Raw genomic sequence first — 21964 nt, 5'->3', positions numbered from 1 at the left:
ATTTGTTTAAGATAAGATATAACTCATTGAGATGTGTCATAGTATTCGTCGTTAGAAAACAATTATTATGACATTATTTCAATGAGTTATCTATTTTTGTCGTGTACAGAGAAGTATTTATTACTATACCCCAAGATTCAGGAAAAAATTGCTTCATTTATGAAAGAGCGAGATCATAAACTTTTAACACTGGAATCAGAGTTACTAGCTATAGATATTATATTCGAAAATATATCATAATGGCTGAATATAGAATTGCTATTGTTTAAATGTAGAGATTATTTTTTAAATATTTATTATTGCTCTAAAGGTTACATTAAATTAGCTTTAGAGCACAAAGTATTTTTCATTATTTCAATTAGAGCAATCAGATAGATACACTGAAAGTGGATAACTGTCAGATCAGGTTTGAGCTAGTACACCTAATACCCCCCCATTTTTAATTGAGTTAATGAGTAGAAAATCCGAAGCCCTTATCATTGTTTAAAATTAGGTGAACTACCATCAACTGACATATGAGGTTGTTCATGATTATAAAAGTATTGCCAGTCAGTCGTATAGTCCTGAACTTTACTAAGATCTCGATATAAATACTGATTTAAGTATTCGTAGCGAATAGTACGATTAAACCTCTCCACATGGCATTCTGCTGCGGATGACCAGGCTGAGTGAAGATATGCTAAATACTATTATGCTGTTTACACCATACTTCCATTAAATCACTAATGTATTCTGGGCCATTGTCGCTGCGTATTCGTTTTGGTTTGCCACGCCATGCTATAAGCTGATCCAGTCCTCTAAGTACCCGCTCAGCAGGTAATGAGAAGTCAATCAGATTTTCTAATGACTCTCGATTGTAATCATCAATCATGTTGTGAACTCGGTAGCTACGACCATCACTCAGTTGATTATGCATAAAATCCATTGATCATGACTCATTCTTATAGGTAGGTACTGTAAGGGGTTCTGGCTGCTCTCGCTTAATGTGCTTGTTCGGCTTAATCCTAAAGTTCAGTTCAAGTTCTTTATAGATTCGATATACGCGTTTGTGATTCCAGCGATGGCCTTTGACATTACGTAAATACAGAAAGCGGAGTTTAAAACTCCACGTTTTATTTTCGCTTGTTAGTTTAACCATCCACTCAGCAATTGGAACATTTTCCTCTTTCAGTAATGCTTTATAGCGATAACAGGTTTGACTCACTTTAAAAATTAAACAGACTATGCTGATTGAAATCTTACATTGCTCAGCAGCTTGCTGAGCAATGATCTTATGTTGAACAGGCCTTAAAACTTTTTTGAGAGAGCATCCTGTAAAATATCTGACTTAAGTCGTTCATCTGCGTACCTTCATTTTAAACGGGCATTTTCAGTCTCTAACTCTTTGAGACGAGTCATCATGGGAAGATCCATGCTGCCATATTTGGTCTTCCACTTATACGTGGTAGAGCTCATATTGTGTTCGCGGCAAAGGTTTGGTACAGGCGTACCTGCTTCAGCTTGCTTCAAAATACTCATGATTAAGCTGTCTGAATATTTAGATGTTTTTATAGAAAATCTCCTTAAATCAAGGTCTATTCGATTTTCCACTTTTAAGCTCAATTATTTTTAGGGGAGATTACCGATCAGTTATCATCGTTGAAGTTTTGTAGAAACTAATATGCATTGTATCAAATTATTCTGAGATCAACTGATAACAAGACATTTTAGAAGGCGGGTCAATCAATTCATACTTGAATTGCTGTATTGAATAAATTCACAGAATTGGGTCGACTGCATACCCAAAATATTTTTAAATTTTAATGGCTTAGGGGGCGGATTTTGAGTGTTTATGCGACAAAGCCAATGTTTATGCAACAAAGCCTAAATAAAGTTAATACATTCTAACTTTCTCAACCACATACGAATGTGTTGCACTTCGTTATTGAATCTGCCTAGTTTATTCCATTTTATTTTTAAGTTGTTCAATAAGTTCACGTAATATGACAGGATCAATTGGAAGATTATTATTTAAAGAGTTTTCTAAAAAATTAATGTGTGTGTTGATGACATGATTAGAGGGGGTTGCAAGTATTCTGATGTGGTTCTAGGATTTTAGACCACGTCTATAAGTGATAATCTACTCCCCAATAAGCATGGGAAATGCTTGTTTTTGGAGTCAACCATGACACGAAGAAAACGTCGTAATCATTCAGCAGAGTTTAAAGTTAAAGTTGCTCTCGCAGCAATTAAAGGCGACCACACACTCGCTGAACTTTCTACTCAATTCGATTTACATCAAAACCAAATCATCGATTGGAAAAATCAACTGCTTGAGCAATCAATCAATATTTTTTCACGACCAACAGCACAACAAGAACCTGAGATTGACCTCAAAGCTCTACATGCCAAGATAGGACATCAGGCATTGCAAATTGATTTTTTAGAAAGTGCGCTCAGAAAAATAGGGCAGCTGAGCGGCAAAAAATGATCGATAAGACCCATCAACTTTCGGTACGACAACAATCGCAATTGATTCAAATCAATCGCAGTACGTTGTATTACAAGCCCAAAGAGATTTCATCAACTGATTTGAGTTTGATGCGTCTGATCGATGAAATTCATCTCGACTACCCATTTATGGGCAGTCGAATGATACGAGATATGCTACAGCGTCAAGGGCATCAAATAGGTCGGCGTAAAGTCCGACGTTTAATGCGCTTGATGGGAATACATGCCTTGTATCCAAAACCCAATACCAGTAAGCCTAATCTTGCACACCGTATTTTCCCATATCTGTTGAAAAACATGGTCATCGATCACTCTAATCAAGTCTGGTGTACAGATATCACATACATTCCTATGGCTAAAGGCTTTGTCTATCTGTGTGCAGTTATAGATTGGCATAGTCGTAAAGTACTGGCTCATCGTGTATCGATCAGTATGGAAACAGACTTTTGCATAGATGCGTTGCAAGAAGCAATTGTGAAATATGGTTGTCCTGAGGTGTTTAATACAGACCAAGGCAGTCAATTCACAAGCGAGGCATTTTTGAATGAGTTAAAATTGCGAAATATCCGTATCAGTATGGATGGGAAAGGACGGTGGAGAGATAATGTGATGATTGAGCGGTTATGGCGCAGCTTGAAGCATGAGGAAGTCTATTTGAAGGCTTACGATACGGTTAAACAAGCGAAACAATCAATTGCTGAATATTTGGATTTTTATAACATGATACGTCCTCATTCAAGTTTGAATAAGGCAACACCAAATGAATTTTATGATCAACATTTACTAAAAGTAATGGCAGCATGATTTAAATATTTAGAGCGGATTTATCACTTATAAAACTGAATTGAGTGGTCTAATTAACGGAACCACATCATTCTTTCTTTTAATTTATCAATTTCAGAAAGCTCATCAAATGCTAAATTTATATATGTATCTAAAGATATGATAGATTTGTGACCAGTCCATTCAAGCATAATTTGTTTTAATCGATAGGTATTTAATAGCATTTTTCGAAATTCATCACCATTCGACAATTCGTGTTCTAAAATTAAAGATTTAAACTTTTCTGTGATAAATCTATGGCGGAACATGTGAGCACAAACTTGGGAGGAAAGATTTGCCTCTTTGGACCAATTATTCATATAAGTAGTCAAAGTATCTGGCTGTAATGGTTGACCTGATGTGTGGGAAATAAAAATATAATCATGATTAATACCCTTTTTTTGCAGTATCGGATTTCTATAGTATTGAACATAAAAGCGTAAATTGAGTAAAAAAGTTCTTGAAACAGGGATTTCCCTTGTCTTAATTAATCGATTATTTTTTAAATTTATTATTTCTAATAAAGGTGAGTTTGATTCACTCTTTAAAGCTGATCTTAGAGAATTCATGGATATAGAGCAGACTTCTGTTCTTCTACCGCCTGTATTTTCAAGCGCTTGGAGAATGCATAAGTTTCTAAGTCTTAATGGCTCATTCTCGGAGCTATTTATATGATTCAAAAGTCTATTATAGTCATCGAGTGAGACAGGATAACGTTTGCGTTTAGGTGAAGGTGGGGGGAAGGAATAATGAAAATAACTAGGATTAGCCCTTTTTTTGTTGTTTTCTCGAGATAATTTTTTATTTTTAATACTTAAAGATATTCTATTATTTTTACCAATTCCAATAAAATTATTAATATTATAAAGTTCTGCAACGAAAAAAAGAAAATCAATAATTTGGTAACCAATAGTTATAATTTGGTTATTAGATCGAACATGAGGGTTATCTTGCAGATAATCCATAAAATCCGAAAATATATCATCATCAAATTGTGAAATTTTTTTTATTTTTTTGCAAAAAAAGGTGAATCTTATAAAGTGACTCAAATGATTAGCAAATATCCTGTATGTACCACCATTATAATTATGAGAATAACCAAATTTTAATTTGTAAATAAGGTATGAATTTGCTTCATAGCATGGGACACCGTTAGGGAAAAATAAAAATGGTAGGGTGTTAATATTAAGAAATTTTATCTCTTGCTTGGATGTGGAAAGGTAATTTGGTAATGATAAATTGCTAACCATTGAATATAGTTTTTTATTATTCATAATTAGCATCCTCATTCACATAGTTTAATAATTTTTCAAAATACCTTAATTTATTATTAGTTTCATCAATTATATATTGGTTTTTTGTGTTTAAAGCTAAATTAGAAATTATTGACTTTAGGTCATATATGATCTTAATTAGCGTTAAGTTATTGATTTTTAAGTTATTATTTTCTTTTTCTAATTCTTTTGTTTTATTTCTTATAGTAATTGGGGATGTGATAATTGAAGATAAAGCTTTTATTCTCAATTCATTAAATTGAGTATAGGTCATATTTGAATATTTATTTACGTATAATTTGTGTGTGTTAAGTGATAGAGAAATAATTCCATATTCATTATTAACATATTTTGCCATATTTTTTTGAGATGAAATTGCAGTTTTTATATAATTATCATTTATATATTTTTGGGGTTTATTTATTATAAGTTTAAGAAAATCTATTTCAGATTGAATTGAATTTTCAACTTCATAGTCATTAAATTTTTTCATATTTCATCCTCAATTATTAATATTAGCTCAAATTCTTGAATGATATTATTATTTTTGTCTTTGGTAGTAAAAAATCTAGGTTGAAGGTCAATTATATGTTCATCAATGAGATAGTTTATCTTACTTAATAACTTGTTTGTAGAATCAAAGTTTTTTATGCTGATAATCTCTAAGTCATTAACATTAAAATGATTTAATAAAACTGTACGTAAGTCTTCAATATTTTTAACAATTGGACCAGATCTACCTAAATAGGCTTCAGTAATTGTATGAGATTTCACACCATTGAGAACACTGCCCGTTAATGGTTCAGTAATATAATGATATAAATGTTCAATATCCGTATGACCGAGGAAGTGACGTAATGTGTCTAAGCCATCAAAGCTTTTTGACCAAAAAAACATCATTGCAAAAAAACGTCTTAATTGATGTTGACGTATATAATATCTTCTATATTCATTTGGGGAATACTCTATTTTTTTTGTCTGAAAATAATCACAAAATAAATTTAGCAAGTTGCTATAGCTATTATTAGATAACTTACTCCATGTATTCCGCTTATAAGAATAGCTATTGATCAAGTTGATTTCTGATAATGTGGAAAGATTATTTTTTAAAATGACTTCATTAAATTTTTTAATTTTATAAATGACTTTTGCAATAATGCTTGGTATAGGTCTTGACATCTTTTCACGATGAAAATTAATACCACTTACACCACTTTTTCGATTATCAAATATAACTTCAAATTCTTTAAAATCTGTTAATAATGGATCAATATACTGTGGTAATAAGCAATCTAATGGGTGTAATTCAATAATTTCTGAGTTACGTCTAGCAGTGATTGCTCCTAATGCAACTAATATAGATCCTAATAGAATATTGTAAAAATCTATAAATCCATGATTGCTACGTAAATTTATAAAATAATTTTGATCTTTAGTTATTTTTAACTCTTTAATACCTATTTTCTTTAATGTGCCTGGAAATTTTGAACTCTCATAAAAGTTATCAAAATTTCCTTCTTTATTTTTTATGAATAAAGAATATTTAATAATCGTATCGAGCAATATATCTAAATACATATGAATAAATTCAAAAGAATCACGTATAGCTTTAAATGTTACATCAGCAGGTAGCGTTGCAAATCTTCCTAAATCTTTTAAAGGGGTTATTTTATTTATTCTTTTCATACTGATAGTATTAAAGTTAGATATACTGATTTGAGCACAATCATTTTGAGAGTGAACAAAGACTATTTTTTTTAAGTTTTTTATTTGAGATTGAAGGTCTTGGTATGAAAAATGCTCATCATCACTAGTAGTATAAGGAAGACATAAGTACTCAGTTTTACTTTTGTCATCGATTAAGTTTAGTTGCTGGAAAGCAACTGGTTGTTGATTAAATATGATGATACGATCTTCAAGATATTTAATGAAATAATTCTTTTTTACTTTATTGGGACTATATGTAGAATAACCTTCATTACAATAAAGCCAGTATTTAGATTTTCTTAGTTCTTCTAATGTCAGTTTAAGTTCATCGTTATGATTGTAATTGATGAAAAAAGGATATTTTTCTTCAAATTTAATTACATCATGTATATCTATTTCTTTCATTTTTTCTTTAAGAAAATTTGTAACAAATTCATTGTAGTTTATTGATGCATTGATTTTTCCATGGTTTGAAATTTTGACTAGATAATCTATTATGTAATCTTCACTTATTTTATTTAAACCATATTTGCTTAATTCTAAAATATGAGAATTAATCAAAATGGAATTTATAAAATAAATTGTGTTTGTTAAATTGATACTTATAGTCTGAGTTTTTAATAAAAATCCTTCATTGTAAATAGGATGGCTTTGAATGCAAAGCCAGAATTTGAAAGTGTTCAGTATTTCTGGTCTTTCTGTTAGTAAAGTATTGTTGTCAATTTTTATTTTATCGAAATTGATGGTTAATATCACTTTATTTAGTTTTACCATCCATATATTGGATTCAAATGTTGTATTATTATGAAACCAAGTAGGATTTCTTACATCTGATAGTTTTAAATTGTGTATAGTAGACGTTTTTTCAAAAGATTTTTCTATTAACCCATAATTATTAGGGTTACATATCATCTCATTTTTTAATAAGAGAAGCTCTGTCTTTGACATGTTTTCTATGTTTTTATTAGGGTTTGAAAAAATTTCTTTTAATTCATTGTCTACTATCATTTACAAATATTCCTTTGATTATATTATTGTTGATTGGGTTTTTTTTTGCTATCTCATACATTTCTATAATATCTTTTGTTAAATATAGGCATTGTTTTAAATTGTTTTGAAATGCTTCAATATGTGATATTACATAATTTGCACTTATATACCACCATTTTAAATGTTTTTTTATGTTTTTATGATTAAAAGATGTCTTTTCAAAAAAGTATTTAATCGCTAGGAAAATTTGTAGAAGAGGAACTGTTATTAAATAAATACCTATATAACTATTTTTATTGTCATTATTTTTTTTCTCAATATTTATTTCATGAAATCCTTTTTCAATATGATAAGGTATATCTTTGAATGCATGATTATTTATGAATTTATCAAGTTCTTCTTTAGTAAAGTCTACAGACTCAAATAAGTAAATTGAGTCTTTCATTGATTCATAAACAAGAGCATTTTGAAATATTCGTACCCATCTGTTCGTATAAAATTTCCATAGAGTATCAGGTAGATATGAATCAATCAATGTAGGGTTATATTCCTTATGGCCTAGTGCTATACTCATTTTATTTACAGACATCGTTTCATAATAAACTCGTACTGCACAGCTTGCACGAAATCTTGTTAATGTTAAATTTTGAAAAATATGACTACTTTCATCATCGTTAAGTAATATTTCACCTTTTTTATAACTTGTTATTTCATATGATTTTTTCAGACCATTAATGAGAGTGGTACAGGTGCCATTCTCAATTTTTTTTACTCTTTGTGGTTCTGTGAATGCAGTTCTTGAAGCTAATAGCATGTATTCATAATCTTGATTATTTTCAGATTTCAAATAATTTCTTGCAATACTAGTAATTTTTATGATGTCTTTAATTAATTTTACTGATTGAGAGTTTAATTTAATTAATTGTTCAGCATAATTTACTCCTCTTCGCTTTTTAAAAGATTTGGTGTACCAGGATTCCCCAATTTTAAAAAGACCTACATTACTTTTATTATCATATAATTTCCAATTTATTAACCATGATTCAGTAATTGCAGGATGCTGATTAATTAATAGTATAAGAAAAGGGTATAAAGTATTGTAGCTTGAATAAAAAATTTCATCTTTAATAATATCCTTTTCCTTATCTGAACCAGATATACCTAAAAAATGAGGATAATTCTTAAGGGTTTTGTACTTAAAAGGGCTTTCATAATAAGTTCGAAATGTATTATTTTTATTTAGAATTCCAACTGGTACATTATTTTTTAAATTATTGTTTTGGCTTACTTTAACAATTCCTTTGCTAAGACATTCAATAAAAAAATTATATTTATCATTTGTTTTTTGTGTGAGTAATTCTGAACAGTATATTATATGGTCAATTTCATTAATAATTTTAATGAAAATTAGTTCTTTAGCTTCACTATCAGTATAACTTATTGGAATCTGTGTGACTAATTTATTGTGTATTAATTGTTTTTTTTCATTTTTTACTAAGTTTGTTGTTGTGTTTTTATGTGTACATTTTTTATAGATTGGCCTGAGTATCTCTGTAATAGGTTCTTGCCATATTCCATAGTTGACTAATACATTGTACATATCAACGATAGAACTCCATCTCTTGTGAAAATGCCCGATATTATAGTTTTTTATTTTTGCATCTATTAAGCATAAATTATAAACAATAAGCATGCTTTCAAATGCATATTCTGAAGACATTGCCTTCTGTATTTCTTTAATATTTGGATAGATTATAACTAAAACTCTAAATAAACTAATTAGAAAACCAATTTTTTTTGACAAGGTCGTTGATATTACTTTTTTCCCATAAATGATCATTACATGATGCAGTTTACTTGTGAACTCTTTTCCATAGGTGTCGTAAATAATGCTGATATTGAGATTTAGGATTTTATTATCATTACTGCAGATATTCCAACCTCGATAATATTCAATCTTTTCTATATTTTTTTTGCTTTTTTTATATAGCAAGATACACTCTTCTACATTTTCACTTATTGTATTAAGTGAAAATAAAATTGTAGTTACACTTGTATTTAGCAACAAAGCTAGCTTATTGAATACCGATTGAATCTCATAGCTATAATGGTATTTATTGTAATTAGTTGTATCCAATTCAGTATAGATAAATCCTATAAAGCATTGTAGATGGCTTTCTAGTGCCTCAGAAGATATTAAATCGAATATTGAGTGTTTATTTGATGTCCCTTTCAAACATTCGATATACGCGCAATAAAGCGGTACCAGTGATGAAAGTTTATTAAGTTTCTTCTCTTCTTGTTTTAGCCAGTCATAGCTAGCTGTATCTAATGTCTTTGAATGATCATAATCCTTAAGATATCTAACTTTCATAGAGTGTCGTATCCGTGACGATTGTCAAATCATTAGAGATCAAAAAGTAGACTATGTCAATGAAACATATATAAAGAATTTATTTGATAACTTTAGTAAATTAGGAAAATACCCTGATCATCAAGTTCAACCACCGCAATAACCCGCATTTCCTGATCTAAAATAACGAAGTCTGTGACCTTGAGGTTGAATTTGCTGCGGATATTGTAATGCTCGCTTGTAATCAACGCACTAAAGGCAACCTGCGCCAATACATGGTAATGGGGAAATGCCTGTTTTAATCGCAGGAACATTTGTGATTCAAATGCTGTAATAACAGGGCGGGGAAAGAATTGTCGCTTGGGTAAAAAAGAACGTATGCAACTGATGAGAAGTAGTGCTGTGCTGATACAGCCAATCAGTACAAAAATGAATTGATTCGATGCAAACATATTCTGATTAAATTACCCACAAGAAAAAACCCACTCAAAATGAGTGGGTTTTTAGAATCTTGGCTCTCCCACCTGGGCTCGAACCAGGGACCTGCGGATTAACAGTCCGTCGCTCTACCGACTGAGCTATGGGAGAATCTGAGTGCCATTATAGGTGGCTTTTAAAATCGGTCAAGTTAAAAATGTCATGTTTCTTTCATTTTTATATCGTATGCTTTTTATTTGCACAATTAAGGTGAAATGGCATAAATAACTTGAACTTTAATCAAGTGATTGCTAGAGTCAAGATAGAAAGAATGTTTGGATATTGATCTAAACAGTGTGGATTTAACCCAACTTGCCAGCACTAAAATGGCTAAATCGGAGATCAAAATGACGACTCTTTGTATTCAATCTATTTTCTCAAATTTTTTCTTTTATCAACAAAATTATCTCTAGATTATTCAGAATCCTGAAAAATATTACACAGTAGTTGAAATTGCTTAATTGTCTGTTTTCACACATTTACCTAACACGGTCTAATTCTATAATATGGCCAGAATGAGATGATCTTTGATCAATATTTTATGGTTTTATAAGATGATGAACTTGCTAAATACATAGCAGGATAGACATAAAAAAGAAGCTTCATTAAGAAGCTTCTTTTTAATTTACAGTATGATTATTTCACTGCTTTTTCAGCTTCAATTGATGCGATCGCCGCATCTACACCATCAATTGAGTCAGCTGCTTTCTTGATACGTGCTAAAGCATCCACTAGAACTTCATCAGCAGTTGCGTAAGAGATACGCATAAAGCCACCTAAGCCAAATGCATCACCAGGAACAACTGCAACGCCAGTTTCTTCAAGTAACCACTCAGAGAATTCTGTGCAAGACTTCATGCCTTTTGCACGAATCAATGGACGGATGTTTGCATAGGCATAGAACGCGCCATCAGCAGGGAGACAAGAAATACCGTTGATTTCATTTAAGCCATTTACCACCAAGTCATGACGGCGTTTAAACGCCTCAATCATTGGTTGAAGAACGTCTTGTGGACCATTCAATGCTGCTTCTGCCGCAACCTGTGAAATTGAGGTTGGGTTAGATGTAGACTGAGACTGGATGTTCTTCATTGCGCCAATCAATTTTGCAGGACCAGCCGCATAGCCAATACGCCAGCCTGTCATTGCATACGCTTTTGACACACCGTTAAGCACAATGGTACGGTCATATAAATCTGGAGCAATTGTTGCGATGTTGTAGAACTCATCTTCCCAACGGATTGGTTCGTACATGTCGTCAGAAGCAATCAATACTTGTGGGTGGCGACGCAGCACATCAGCCAAAGCTTCTAGTTCAGCCTTGGTGTAGATCATGCCTGTTGGGTTTGATGGACTGTTAAGTACCAATAAACGTGTATTTGGTGTGATTGCAGCTTCCAATTGTTCAGGTGTGATTTTGAAGCGTTGTTCTTCACCACATTTTACGATGACTGGCGTACCCTCAGCAATGATCACCATGTCTGGATAGCTTACCCAGAATGGCGCAGGGATGATCACTTCATCACCTTTGTTTAACAAGGCTAGTGCCAGGTTAAAGAAGCTTTGCTTACCACCACAAGACACCAAAATCTGGTTTGCTTGATAATCTAAATTATTGTCACGTTTTAATTTTGCAATAATTGCTTTCTTTAAGCTCGGAGTACCGTCTACTGCTGTATATTTTGTAAAGCCTTTGTTAATCGCTTCAATTGCAGCATCTTTGATGTGTTGAGGGGTATCAAAGTCTGGTTCGCCTGCACCTAAACCAATCACGTTTTTACCAGCAGCTTTAAGCTCGGCGGCCTTGTTTGTTACTGCAAGTGTAGGGGACGGTTTGATGGCATTGACACGATCAGAGAGACGTACGTCCACGGCATTATTCCTTCTTATGGGATTGAAAAATAAAAAGCAGCTTATCTTAGCTTAAATCAAGGTTATTGTGGTCAAAACTTGCCTTAATCGCATAAAAAGTTACCAAAATATAAGTTGTATGAAAGCTTTGGTTTTTTACATATTTTATTTTTATAAAACTGACAAAAATCCATTACAATAGCGACTAGAAATTTAGATTTCGAGAGAATTTCAATGAGTACGCAACAACCAAAAGCCAAAAAAGCTTTGGTGAAATTACCATTCCCGATGCCATCTGCTCAAGATGATTCTGAGGACGTGGCGCATAATCAGGTTCGCCCAAAGCCTGAGCAATATGCAGATCGGACTTGGATGCCACCACGTGGTACACGCCGTTCGATGGGGAAACGCTAAAAGAAAGCCAATCAGTGAATGATTGGCTTTTTTATTTTAATGACTGTTTCGGTTGAGTGGATGTTGTATTTCCAGTTCACCACGCCAGAGTTTCATGAAATCATATTCATCAATATCATACAGTTCCATTAAGGCGATAATCACGCCAACAAAAATCATCGCACCTTCGGAATTACTTTGGAAATTAAAAATCTTACCATTCAGTTTGCTTAAAATATCAGTGATTTCATGTTCACGGCCACGCCCGTAGCGATCACGTGGATAAAGCTCTTCATTTAAAATAACGAGTGCAATTGCTTTTTCCGCAGCAGATAAATGGGTTTTATCTAAAGCCTCTTCAAAGGATTCATAGCCGTGATTGAAGTAAAAAATGACTTCGTCATTAATAAAGGCATGCACTGTTTCGGCAGTTAAATTAGGGAATTGGGAAACCGCATCTTCTTCAATATAAGGACGAAAGGATTCAGGAAAAATCACATTGGAATGAATCCCTTTAAATAAAGGGGCAATTTCAGAGACTTTATAACCTGCAATACCACAACCCAATGCTGTTAAAAAGTATTTCATTTTTGGATGGTTTTTGGCATAGATTTTAAAATCATCTACGTAATGCTCAATTTGTGATAGTGGCATTTGCTGTAAATGTTCATTGAGTGTTGGAATCGCAAAACTTTGTCCAGCCCAGCCACGTCCCACACCTTTGACTGCGGCAAAATGTTGTGCTGCCACACGAGCTGCACCACTGTCGTGTGTGCCAGCTAAGTTACTGCCAAATACAAAAACAGTATCTTCGGGCAGTTCGGTGACAATGCTTTCATCATGGTATTGGTAAGACATATTGTTATCATTAAATTTGAGTATAACTGCATGTTGCAGTTGATTCGGAAGTTGGTCAAGTGAAAAAGTAGATGCTTTTAAGGTATGATTACCCAAAAGTTATTTAAATTGACTTAGGTAATAAGTAAGTTTAAAGCATTAATTTTTTTAAAATATTGATTTTTAAGGATTATTGTATTATTATGCGAACAGCGAACAGCGAACAGCGAACAGCGAACAGCGAACAGCGAACAGCGAACAGCGAACAGCGAACAGCGAACAGCGAACAGCGAACAGCGACTTAACTAAAGCGAAAAATGAAAAAAACGATGAGTTTTATACCCAGTATCACGACATAGAAAAAGAAATAAATGCGTATTTAGACTTTGACTCGAATGTATTTCGTGGCAAAACAATTCTGCTTCCTTGTGATGACCCAGAGTGGAGCAACTTTACAAAATATTTTGCCGCAAAATTCGATGAATTAGGCATTAAAAAATTGATTAGTACAAGTTATGCCGCTAACAGTAAAAGTTACAAAGGTTATCAACCTACTTTATTTGAAAGTGAAAACTCACACTTTGATATAAACAAAACCGTTCAAAATGGCAAAATATTTACATTAAGCCGTGACGTAAACGGTGATAAAAAAATTGATATTAATGATTTGGACTGGGATTATTTACAAGGGGATGGTGATTTTCGTAGTGATGAAGTTAAAGCATTACGCAACGAAGCTGACATTATTATAACTAATCCACCTTTTTCGTTATTTCGTGAATTTTTAGCTTGGATTGTTGAAGCTAATAAGAAATTCGTCATTATCGGTAATATGAACGCAATCACCTACAAAGAAGTTTTTCCTTTAATTAAGCATAATAAAATGTGGTTAGGTCCAACTATTAGTAGTGGCGATAGAGAGTTCCAAGTACCAGATGAATATCCAATTAATGCTGTCGGATGGCGGATTGGTGAAGATGGCCGAAAATATTTAAGAATTAAAGGTGTGCGTTGGTTTACTAATTTTGATCATGGTCGTCGCCATGAACCATTACAACTGATGACTATATTGGATAACCTAAAGTTTAATAAGAAAATGCAAGCCAAGACCAATTATGACAGTTATGACAATTACGATGCAATAGAAGTGCCTTTTACTAGTGCAATTCCTAGTGATTATGACGGTGTAATGGGTGTGCCCATTAGCTTTTTGGATAAATATAATCCTGACCAGTTTGAGATAGTTGGGATGTGTGAAAACGCAGATTTATATGATTTAAAAACAAAAAATTATAATACAGTGGAATGCAAGCAAGCATATTTTGACAAATTTGGAAAGAAGGGAACTTATGACTTAAATGCGAGTGGAGTTGTTTACAGAGATGGGCTTTTGGAAAAAGTTTATCAACGAGTGCTCATAAAACATAGGAATGTAGCTATATGAAAACAACATTAAAAACAGCTATTACGGTCAAGGATATTTGCGCAGGTTTTGTCTATAACGAACTAGAAGGCAAGGGCTTATTTGGTTTTTCGGGTAAACTCACCATTCAGCCAGAATATCAACGTAATTACATTTATGCAGATGGAAAACGAGATGTCGCCGTCATAGAATCTATACTTAAAGGCTATCCATTGGGTTTAATTTATTTTAATAAAGTGGGTGAGGATAGTTTTGAAGTGTTGGATGGACAACAACGCATAACCAGTATTGGGCGTTACGTCACCGATAAATTTGCTGTAATTGAAGATGGAAAACCGCAGTATTTTAATAGTCTATCTGAAGATAAACGCGAAATAATTGAACAAACAAAACTATTAATTTATGAATGCGAAGGTACTGAAACAGAGATTAAAGCATGGTTTAAAACCATTAATATTGCAGGTGTTCCGCTTAATCAGCAAGAATTACTCAATGCGGTGTATTCGGGGCAATTTGTCACACTTGCTAAAGCTGAGTTTAGCAATAGCCAAAATTCTAATGTAAATAAATGGGCTGCCTATATTTTAGGTAGTGCAATTCGCCAAGATTTTTTGGAACGTGCACTTGATTGGGTCAGTAAAGGCAAAATTGATGACTATATGAGTCGGCATCGAAATGAATCAAATATCAATGAATTAAAAACCTATTTCAATACGGTTATAGATTGGGTATCTGCGGTATTTAAAGATGTTGAAAGTGAAATGCGAGGCTTGGAATGGGGACGGCTTTATGAAATGTACCATACACAACCCTACAGTCCGCAAAAAATATCTGAGCAGGTCAAAGACCTTTATGCAGATTCATACGTTAAAAATCGTAAAGGTGTATTTGAATATATACTTGGTGGTTCAGTTGATAAAAAATTGCTTGATGTTCGAGTATTTGATGAAGCAACCAAAAAATCAGTCTACACAAAACAGAAAAGTGAAGCTGAGAAAAATCAAACTTCAAACTGTTCTTTGTGTGCCATCGGACATGATTCCAATAAAACAAAAATTTGGAAACTAAGCGAAATGGATGCAGACCATGTAACGGCATGGAGTAAAGGCGGAGCAACCGACGTTAAGAATTGCGAAATGCTGTGTAAAACGCATAATCGTGCGAAAGGCAATCGCTAATCATTTTATATTTTCTGCAATAAGCCGAGCCTATTAATCAACAATAAATAAAGGGGTGAATTAAGATTGTGTAATCCTAATTCATCCCCATAAAATGTAAGAGTCAAAATTTAGAAAAATACCGCTATGAGCGAAAACCAACCTTTTGAATTAGTCACCCATTATCAACCTGCGGGAGATCAACCACAGGCAATTGAAAAATTGGTCAGTGGGATTGAACAAGGTTTTCGTAATCAATTGCTACTTGGGGTTACAGGGTCGGGCAAGACCTATACTATGGCCAATGTGATTGCCCAAACCCAGCGTCCCACCATTGTGATGGCGCATAACAAAACGCTTGCGGCACAGCTTTATGGTGAGTTTAAGGCTTTCTTCCCAAACAATGCGGTGGAGTATTTCGTTAGTTACTACGATTACTATCAGCCAGAAGCCTACGTACCCTCATCCGATACGTTTATCGAAAAAGATTCCGCCATTAATGACCACATTGACCAGATGCGGCTCTCTGCAACCCGTGCTTTGCTGGAACGCCGTGATGCCATCATTGTGGCATCGGTGTCTGCCATTTATGGTTTGGGTGATCCAAATGCCTACATGCAAATGTTGTTGCACATTGTACAGGGCGATCGGGTCAGCCGTGATGACATTATTCGTCGTTTGGTCGAAATGCAATATACTCGTAACGAACTTGAATTTTTACGTGGTACGTATCGTATTCGCGGTGAAATTATTGATATTTTCCCAGCTGAATCAGATCAGGATGCGATTCGGGTGGAGCTGTTCGATGATGAGGTGGATTCAATCCGCTGGTTTGATCCGCTGACTGGAAAACTGGTGCGTAAAGTGCCGCGTGTGACCATTTATCCAAAGAGCCACTATGTTACGCCGAAAGACCATTTAACCCGTGCCATTGATACCATTAAAGATGAGTTAAAAGACCAGCTTAAATTCTTCAAGGATCATGACAAGTTACTGGAGGCACAACGTATTGAACAGCGTACCCGTTATGATCTGGAGATGATGCAGCAGTTGGGCTATACCAATGGGATCGAAAACTATTCACGCCACCTTTCAGGTCGTACGGCAGGCGAAGCACCACCGACCTTGTTTGACTATATTCCTGAAGATGCCTTGCTGATCATTGATGAATCGCATGTGACTGTTCCACAAATTGGTGCGATGTATAAAGGCGACCGTTCCCGTAAAGAAAATCTGGTGAATTATGGTTTCCGTTTGCCAAGTGCTTTGGATAACCGCCCAATGAAATTTGAGGAATGGGAACGTATTGTACCGACTACTGTGTTTGTCAGCGCGACACCAGCATATTATGAACTGGAAAAATCAGAACAGATTGTTGAGCAGGTGGTACGTCCAACAGGGTTGATTGATCCTGAGATCGAGGTTCGCCCTGTGTTGACACAGGTCGATGATGTGTTGTCTGAAATCAATATTCGTAAACAGTTGAATGAGCGTGTGCTGGTCACAACACTGACCAAACGTATGGCAGAGGATCTAACTTCATATCTGAAAGAGTATGGCATCAAGGTGGCTTACCTGCATTCAGATATTGATACCGTTGAACGGGTTAAGATTATCCATGAATTGCGTACAGGTGTGCATGATGTACTGGTCGGCATTAACCTGTTGCGTGAAGGCCTGGATATGCCAGAAGTGTCGTTGGTGGCAATTCTGGATGCGGATAAAGAGGGCTTTCTACGTTCTGAGCGTTCCCTGATCCAGACCATTGGACGTGCTGCCCGTAATGTGAAAGGTAAAGCAATTTTATATGCGGACCGCATCACTGACTCCATGCGTAAGGCAATGGATGAAACAGAACGCCGTCGTAATAAACAGATCGAGTTTAATGAATTACATGGAATTACCCCACGCAGTGCTGTTCGTCAGGTGATCAAGGAAATTGATACAGGTGAAGTTTTAAGTGATGATCAGATTGATGAAAAAATTGTTGATCAACACAAGGCCATCAGTGCTGATGAACAGCATCTTTTATCTGATCCAAAACTGTTTGCGAAGCACATTGGTAAACTGGAAAAGGAAATGTTAAAGGCATCCAAGGAGCTACAGTTTGAGCAGGCTGCAAGACTCCGTGATGAGATTGTTCGTTTAAAGGCACACATGCTGCAATCTTGATTTTTAAGAGAAATCCTCAAAAGCGATACATATCGCAACAGAATTTGTTTATAAATTGGGCTATGTTGCAGGACGAATGACCATTTATAACAAATTTCTGTTTTGAGGATTTCTCATGCCATTTATTAAAAGTTTCCCAAAGGCAAGTTGGCGTTTAGCAAAGATAGCGATGGGCGGTGTGGTTTTAACGGGGTTGGCTGTAGGAACAATTGCCTATGCTCAGGCAAAACCTTTACCCACTGTTGAGAAAGTGGAACTCGATAAGTATTTGGGGGTTTGGTATGAGGTGGCCCGAAAGCCAATGTTTTTTGAGCGTAAATGCGCATTTAACGTCACGGCAACCTATACGCTGAATGAAAATGGCAACATCGTGGTTGACAATAAATGCGCTGACCAGGATGGTGATTTACAACAGTCCCTAGGTGAAGCCTTTGTGGTGAATGCGCCATTTAACAGTAAATTAAAAGTCAGTTTTTTACCTGAGGGTGTGCGCTGGATTCCTGTCGGTCGTGGGGATTACTGGATTTTAAAACTGGATGAGGATTATCAGACGGTATTGGTGGGTGAACCACGCCGTAAGTATTTATGGGTGCTTTCCCGTATTCCGAATCCGAAAAAAGAAATTATCCATGAATATTTAAATTATGCGAAATCATGGGGCTATGATATTCATGATGTGATTTACCCTGAACATCGCTAAATTAACATATACTGATTTCGTTTAAACCATGCTTGCATGGTTTTTTTATTTTTATATATATGATGATTGAAAAAGAATTTTACCTAAAATCAAAAAAATAATTATAGGTATTTTATGAATTTATAGTCAATCAGGACAAAATCTTAGCTCAAATAGCAGCTTTTGATTCAATATTGATGATAATTCTATTACAATTATTGCGTTTTAAAATTCACGCCCAGTATATATAAATTAGAGGACGTCACTGTGAGCAAAGACACTATCGTTGCCCTACACGCAGAACACCAAGGTCGTTGGAAAAACCGTGAAGAAATCGCGGAACGTATGATTACTTTAATTGGTCAATTATACCGTGAGAAAAATATTGTTGTTTCTGTTTACGGCCGTTCTTTAATTAACCGCTCAGTGATTCAGATTTTAAAAACACACCGCCGTACACGTATGGTTGATGTTGAGCTTTCAGTTGTCAACACGTTCCCAATTCTCGAAGCATTGATGAAAGTTGAAAACATCGGTTCTGCCGAAGTTGATATCGGTAAGCTTGCTGTTGAATACCAAAATCAGGGCGGTGATGTAGACGCTTTTGTTGCCAATGCTGTTGCATCAATTCAGGGTAATGCAACTTCTGAACAGCCTAAAGATGTTGTTCTTTACGGTTTTGGCCGTATTGGTCGTATTCTGGCGCGTTTAATCATCAGTCAATCAGGCCTGGGTCGTGGTTTAAGCCTTAAGGCAATTGTCGTACGTAAATCATCTGATGGTGACTTGGCCAAACGTGCCTCTTTGTTACGTCGTGACTCTATTCACGGTACGTTTGACGGTACGATCTCTGTTGATGAAGAAAATGAAGCCATCATTGCAAATGGTAACTTCATTAAAGTTATTTATGCTTCAAGCCCAAGCCAAGTGGATTACACCGCTTATGGTATTGAAAATGCGCTTCTTATCGACAATACAGGTAAATGGCGTGATGCAGAAGGTCTGAGCCAACACTTGAAATGTGCAGGTATTGCACGTGTAGTTTTGACTGCACCAAGTAAAGGCGAGATGAAGAACGTTGTATACGGCGTAAACAATACAGATATCTTAGATGAAGATAAAATCATCTCTGCTGCAAGCTGTACAACCAACGCAATTACACCTGTATTGAAAGTTTTAGATGACAAATACAAAGTATTAAATGGTCATGTTGAAACAGTTCACTCGTTCACAAACGACCAAAACCTGATTGATAACTACCACAAGGCTGACCGTCGTGGTCGTGCTGCAACATTGAACATGGTAATTACTGAAACTGGTGCTGCAAAAGCGGTTGCCAAGGCATTACCTGGTCTTAAAGGCAAGTTGACGGGTAACTCGGTACGTGTTCCTACACCAAACGTTTCACTTGCAATCTTGAACTTAAACCTAGAGAAAGAAGTTGATCGTGAAGAAGTGAACGAATACATTCGTCAAATCTCAATCAACTCTAGCCTACAAGGTCAAATCGGTTATACCAACTCGACTGAGGTTGTATCAAGTGACTTTATCGGTTCGCGTACTGCTGGTGTGTTTGATGCACAGGCAACAATCACTTCTGGTACACGTTTAACTGCCTATGTTTGGTACGATAACGAAGTGGGTTATAGCTGTCAGGTATTGCGTATTGCTGAACAAATGTGCGGCGTAAGCTATGCAAAAATTCCTGCTCAAACAGATGCATAATATTCGTTAGCAAAGTTATACAATACAAGCCCAGTTTCGACTGGGCTTTTTTATAGACTGCACCGAACCTATGCTGATAGAAACATTAAAATAAAAGAAAATAGCGACAAGGGAAGATGATTGGTTAGGAATACTTCATTGTAGCAGTTCAGACGTTTATTCACGGTATTTGCTTTAATTGTGGTGGCCAACTTGAGTGGTGTATATGTTGCGATGTGGGTGCTTAAGCATTTTAATATTTATATTCCATTGAAGAATAGGCATCCATAACACAATGAAATAACACTTTTTTAAAGCTAGAAACGTATTTGCTGATTTTTCTATTCGAGAAATTTATTAAAATGTGGCAGAATAGTCCGCTTTTAAGATTTTAGAGGATTGGCACATGCGCTTTGTTGATGAAGCAGTCATAACCGTAGAGGCTGGCGACGGTGGCAATGGCGTAGCCAGTTTTCGCCGTGAAAAATTTGTCCCTTTTGGTGGTCCTGATGGCGGTGATGGGGGGCGTGGTGGAAGTATCTATATCCAGGCCGATGATGATACTGGTACGCTGGTTGATTACCGTTATACCCGTCGATTCCGTGCGGAACGTGGTAAGAATGGCGCTGGTGCGAACTGTTCAGGTCGTGGCGGTGAGGACGTTATCCTAAAAGTACCTGTGGGTACAACCATCGTGGATACTGAATCTGGCGACATTATTGGTGACTTGGTCAAGGATGGTCAGCGTGTCAAAGTGGCACATGGCGGTGATGGTGGTTTAGGTAACACACACTTTAAATCATCCACCAACCGTTCACCACGTAAATGCACACATGGTATCAAGGGCGAATATCGTGAAGTACGTTTAGAGTTGAAAGTACTTGCAGATGTTGGCCTGCTGGGTATGCCAAATGCTGGTAAATCCACGTTTATTCGTGCAGTCAGTGCGGCCAAGCCAAAAGTGGCAGACTATCCATTTACCACCATGGTGCCGAACCTGGGTGTGGTGGATGCGGATCGTCACCGTTCGTTCGTGATGGCGGATATTCCAGGGTTGATCGAAGGAGCGGCAGAGGGCGCGGGTCTAGGGATTCGCTTCCTTAAACACATGGCGCGTACCCGTATCCTGTTGCATATTGTGGATGTCCAGCCGATTGATGGTTCTGACCCTGCACACAATGCCAGAGCAATTCTGGGCGAGTTGAAAAAATTCTCTCCAACCTTGGCAAAACTTCCACTGGTTCTGGTGTTGAACAAGCTTGACCAGATTGCTGAAGAATCAAGGGATGAATGGTGCCAGCACATTCTGGATGAATTGCAGTGGACAGGTCCAGTATTCAAGACATCTGGCCTGATGTCAGAAGGCACCAAAGAAGTTGTGTATTACCTTATGGATCAAATTGAGCAACAGCGTGAACGTGAAGTTGAAGATCCTGAGTATGCAGCAGAAGTTAAAGCATTCCGTGAGCAGCTTGAGGCTGAAACACGTGAACAAACTATCGCGGCAAAAGAAGCTTATCGTGCCATGCGTAAGGCTCAGCGTGAAGCGGGTCTGGAAGACGATGAAGATGACTTTGATGACGATGAGGATGAAGGCGGCGTAGAAAGTATTTACGTACGCGACTAGTGAACCGA

General features: G+C 35.6%; 14 protein-coding genes, 1 tRNA gene and 3 pseudogenes. 9 read left to right on the top strand and 9 right to left on the bottom strand.

Annotated elements, in window-relative coordinates; genetic code table 11:
* Positions 1–476: 476 nt before the first annotated feature.
* A pseudogene (locus tag F972_RS14975) lies at positions 477–1551 on the bottom strand (IS3 family transposase).
* Between the two features lie 613 nt (positions 1552–2164).
* On the opposite strand from F972_RS14975, the gene F972_RS14970 reads away from it, so the two are divergent.
* A protein-coding gene (locus F972_RS14970) for an IS3 family transposase (RefSeq protein ID WP_154647840.1) occupies positions 2165–3294 on the top strand; the annotation gives its coding sequence in 2 pieces (ribosomal slippage) (positions 2165–2417 and positions 2417–3294; 1131 coding nt in all).
* A 53-nt stretch (positions 3295–3347) separates the two neighbouring features.
* Here the strand turns inward: F972_RS14970 and F972_RS02525 are convergent.
* The 7 genes and pseudogenes from F972_RS02525 to F972_RS02495 all read right to left on the bottom strand — a co-directional run bounded on the left by F972_RS02525 (position 3348) and on the right by F972_RS02495 (position 11985).
* Entirely contained in the window at positions 3348–4586 is a 1239-nt protein-coding gene (locus F972_RS02525) for a tyrosine-type recombinase/integrase (RefSeq protein WP_004681175.1), read from the bottom strand.
* Positions 4579–5079 carry a hypothetical protein gene (locus F972_RS02520; RefSeq protein ID WP_004681174.1) on the bottom strand — a complete coding sequence of 167 codons (501 nt, stop codon included), beginning with the start codon at positions 5077–5079 and terminating at the stop codon, positions 4579–4581. The genes F972_RS02525 and F972_RS02520 overlap by 8 nt, the downstream gene beginning before the upstream one ends.
* Entirely contained in the window at positions 5076–7301 is a 2226-nt protein-coding gene (locus F972_RS02515) for a hypothetical protein (RefSeq protein WP_004681172.1), read from the bottom strand. The genes F972_RS02520 and F972_RS02515 overlap by 4 nt, the downstream gene beginning before the upstream one ends.
* Positions 7285–9657 (bottom strand): hypothetical protein, encoded by a 2373-nt coding sequence (locus F972_RS02510; protein WP_004681170.1) that lies wholly within the window; start codon positions 9655–9657, stop codon positions 7285–7287. The genes F972_RS02515 and F972_RS02510 overlap by 17 nt, the downstream gene beginning before the upstream one ends.
* 116 nt (positions 9658–9773) lie before the next feature.
* Positions 9774–10088 (bottom strand): annotated as a pseudogene (locus F972_RS02505) (DUF2726 domain-containing protein); the annotation flags it as partial.
* Between the two features lie 60 nt (positions 10089–10148).
* Positions 10149–10224: transfer RNA gene (locus tag F972_RS02500), tRNA-Asn, on the bottom strand.
* Between the two features lie 525 nt (positions 10225–10749).
* Positions 10750–11985: a pyridoxal phosphate-dependent aminotransferase gene (locus F972_RS02495; protein WP_004681168.1), complete on the bottom strand. Its 1236-nt coding sequence runs from the start codon at positions 11983–11985 to the stop codon at positions 10750–10752.
* Positions 11986–12198: 213 nt separating this feature from the next.
* Here F972_RS02495 and F972_RS02490 point away from each other — a divergent pair, with 213 nt between their 5' ends.
* Complete coding sequence (locus tag F972_RS02490) at positions 12199–12378, top strand: hypothetical protein (RefSeq protein WP_004678032.1); 180 nt, start codon at positions 12199–12201, stop codon at positions 12376–12378.
* A gap of 36 nt (positions 12379–12414) precedes the next feature.
* On the opposite strand, the gene F972_RS02485 is transcribed toward F972_RS02490, so the two are convergent.
* Entirely contained in the window at positions 12415–13215 is an 801-nt protein-coding gene (locus F972_RS02485; protein WP_010589328.1) for an A1S_2505 family phage non-structural protein, read from the bottom strand.
* 172 nt (positions 13216–13387) lie between these two features.
* Here F972_RS02485 and F972_RS02480 point away from each other — a divergent pair, with 172 nt between their 5' ends.
* The 7 genes and pseudogenes from F972_RS02480 (at position 13388) to cgtA (ending at position 21956) form a co-directional block, all read left to right on the top strand.
* A complete protein-coding gene (locus tag F972_RS02480) occupies positions 13388–14638 on the top strand; it encodes an adenine-specific methyltransferase EcoRI family protein (RefSeq protein ID WP_004763875.1) in 1251 nt (416 codons plus the stop codon).
* The gene (locus F972_RS02475) at positions 14635–15795 is read left to right on the top strand and encodes an HNH endonuclease family protein (RefSeq protein ID WP_004681165.1); all 1161 of its coding nucleotides are present in this window, start codon (positions 14635–14637) and stop codon (positions 15793–15795) included. The genes F972_RS02480 and F972_RS02475 overlap by 4 nt, the downstream gene beginning before the upstream one ends.
* A gap of 126 nt (positions 15796–15921) precedes the next feature.
* Positions 15922–17946 carry an excinuclease ABC subunit UvrB gene (gene uvrB / locus F972_RS02470; RefSeq protein WP_004681163.1) on the top strand — a complete coding sequence of 675 codons (2025 nt, stop codon included), beginning with the start codon at positions 15922–15924 and terminating at the stop codon, positions 17944–17946.
* A gap of 115 nt (positions 17947–18061) precedes the next feature.
* Complete coding sequence (locus tag F972_RS02465) at positions 18062–18646, top strand: lipocalin family protein (RefSeq protein ID WP_004681161.1); 585 nt, start codon at positions 18062–18064, stop codon at positions 18644–18646.
* Between the two features lie 246 nt (positions 18647–18892).
* Positions 18893–20350 carry a glyceraldehyde-3-phosphate dehydrogenase gene (locus F972_RS02460; RefSeq protein ID WP_004681159.1) on the top strand — a complete coding sequence of 486 codons (1458 nt, stop codon included), beginning with the start codon at positions 18893–18895 and terminating at the stop codon, positions 20348–20350.
* Between the two features lie 177 nt (positions 20351–20527).
* Positions 20528–20611, top strand: a pseudogene (locus F972_RS15700) (MFS transporter); the annotation flags it as partial.
* A 124-nt stretch (positions 20612–20735) separates the two neighbouring features.
* Positions 20736–21956, top strand: coding sequence for an Obg family GTPase CgtA (cgtA, locus tag F972_RS02455; RefSeq protein WP_004763873.1), 1221 nt, complete (start codon positions 20736–20738; stop codon positions 21954–21956).
* The last annotated feature ends 8 nt before the right edge of the window (positions 21957–21964 follow it).

The organism is Acinetobacter sp. CIP 102529, assembly GCF_000368325.1.
Taxonomy (GTDB): Bacteria; Pseudomonadota; Gammaproteobacteria; order Pseudomonadales; family Moraxellaceae; genus Acinetobacter; species Acinetobacter parvus.
The sequence above is the reverse complement of the archived record's forward strand: the minus strand, read 5'-3'. Positions and strand labels throughout refer to the sequence as shown.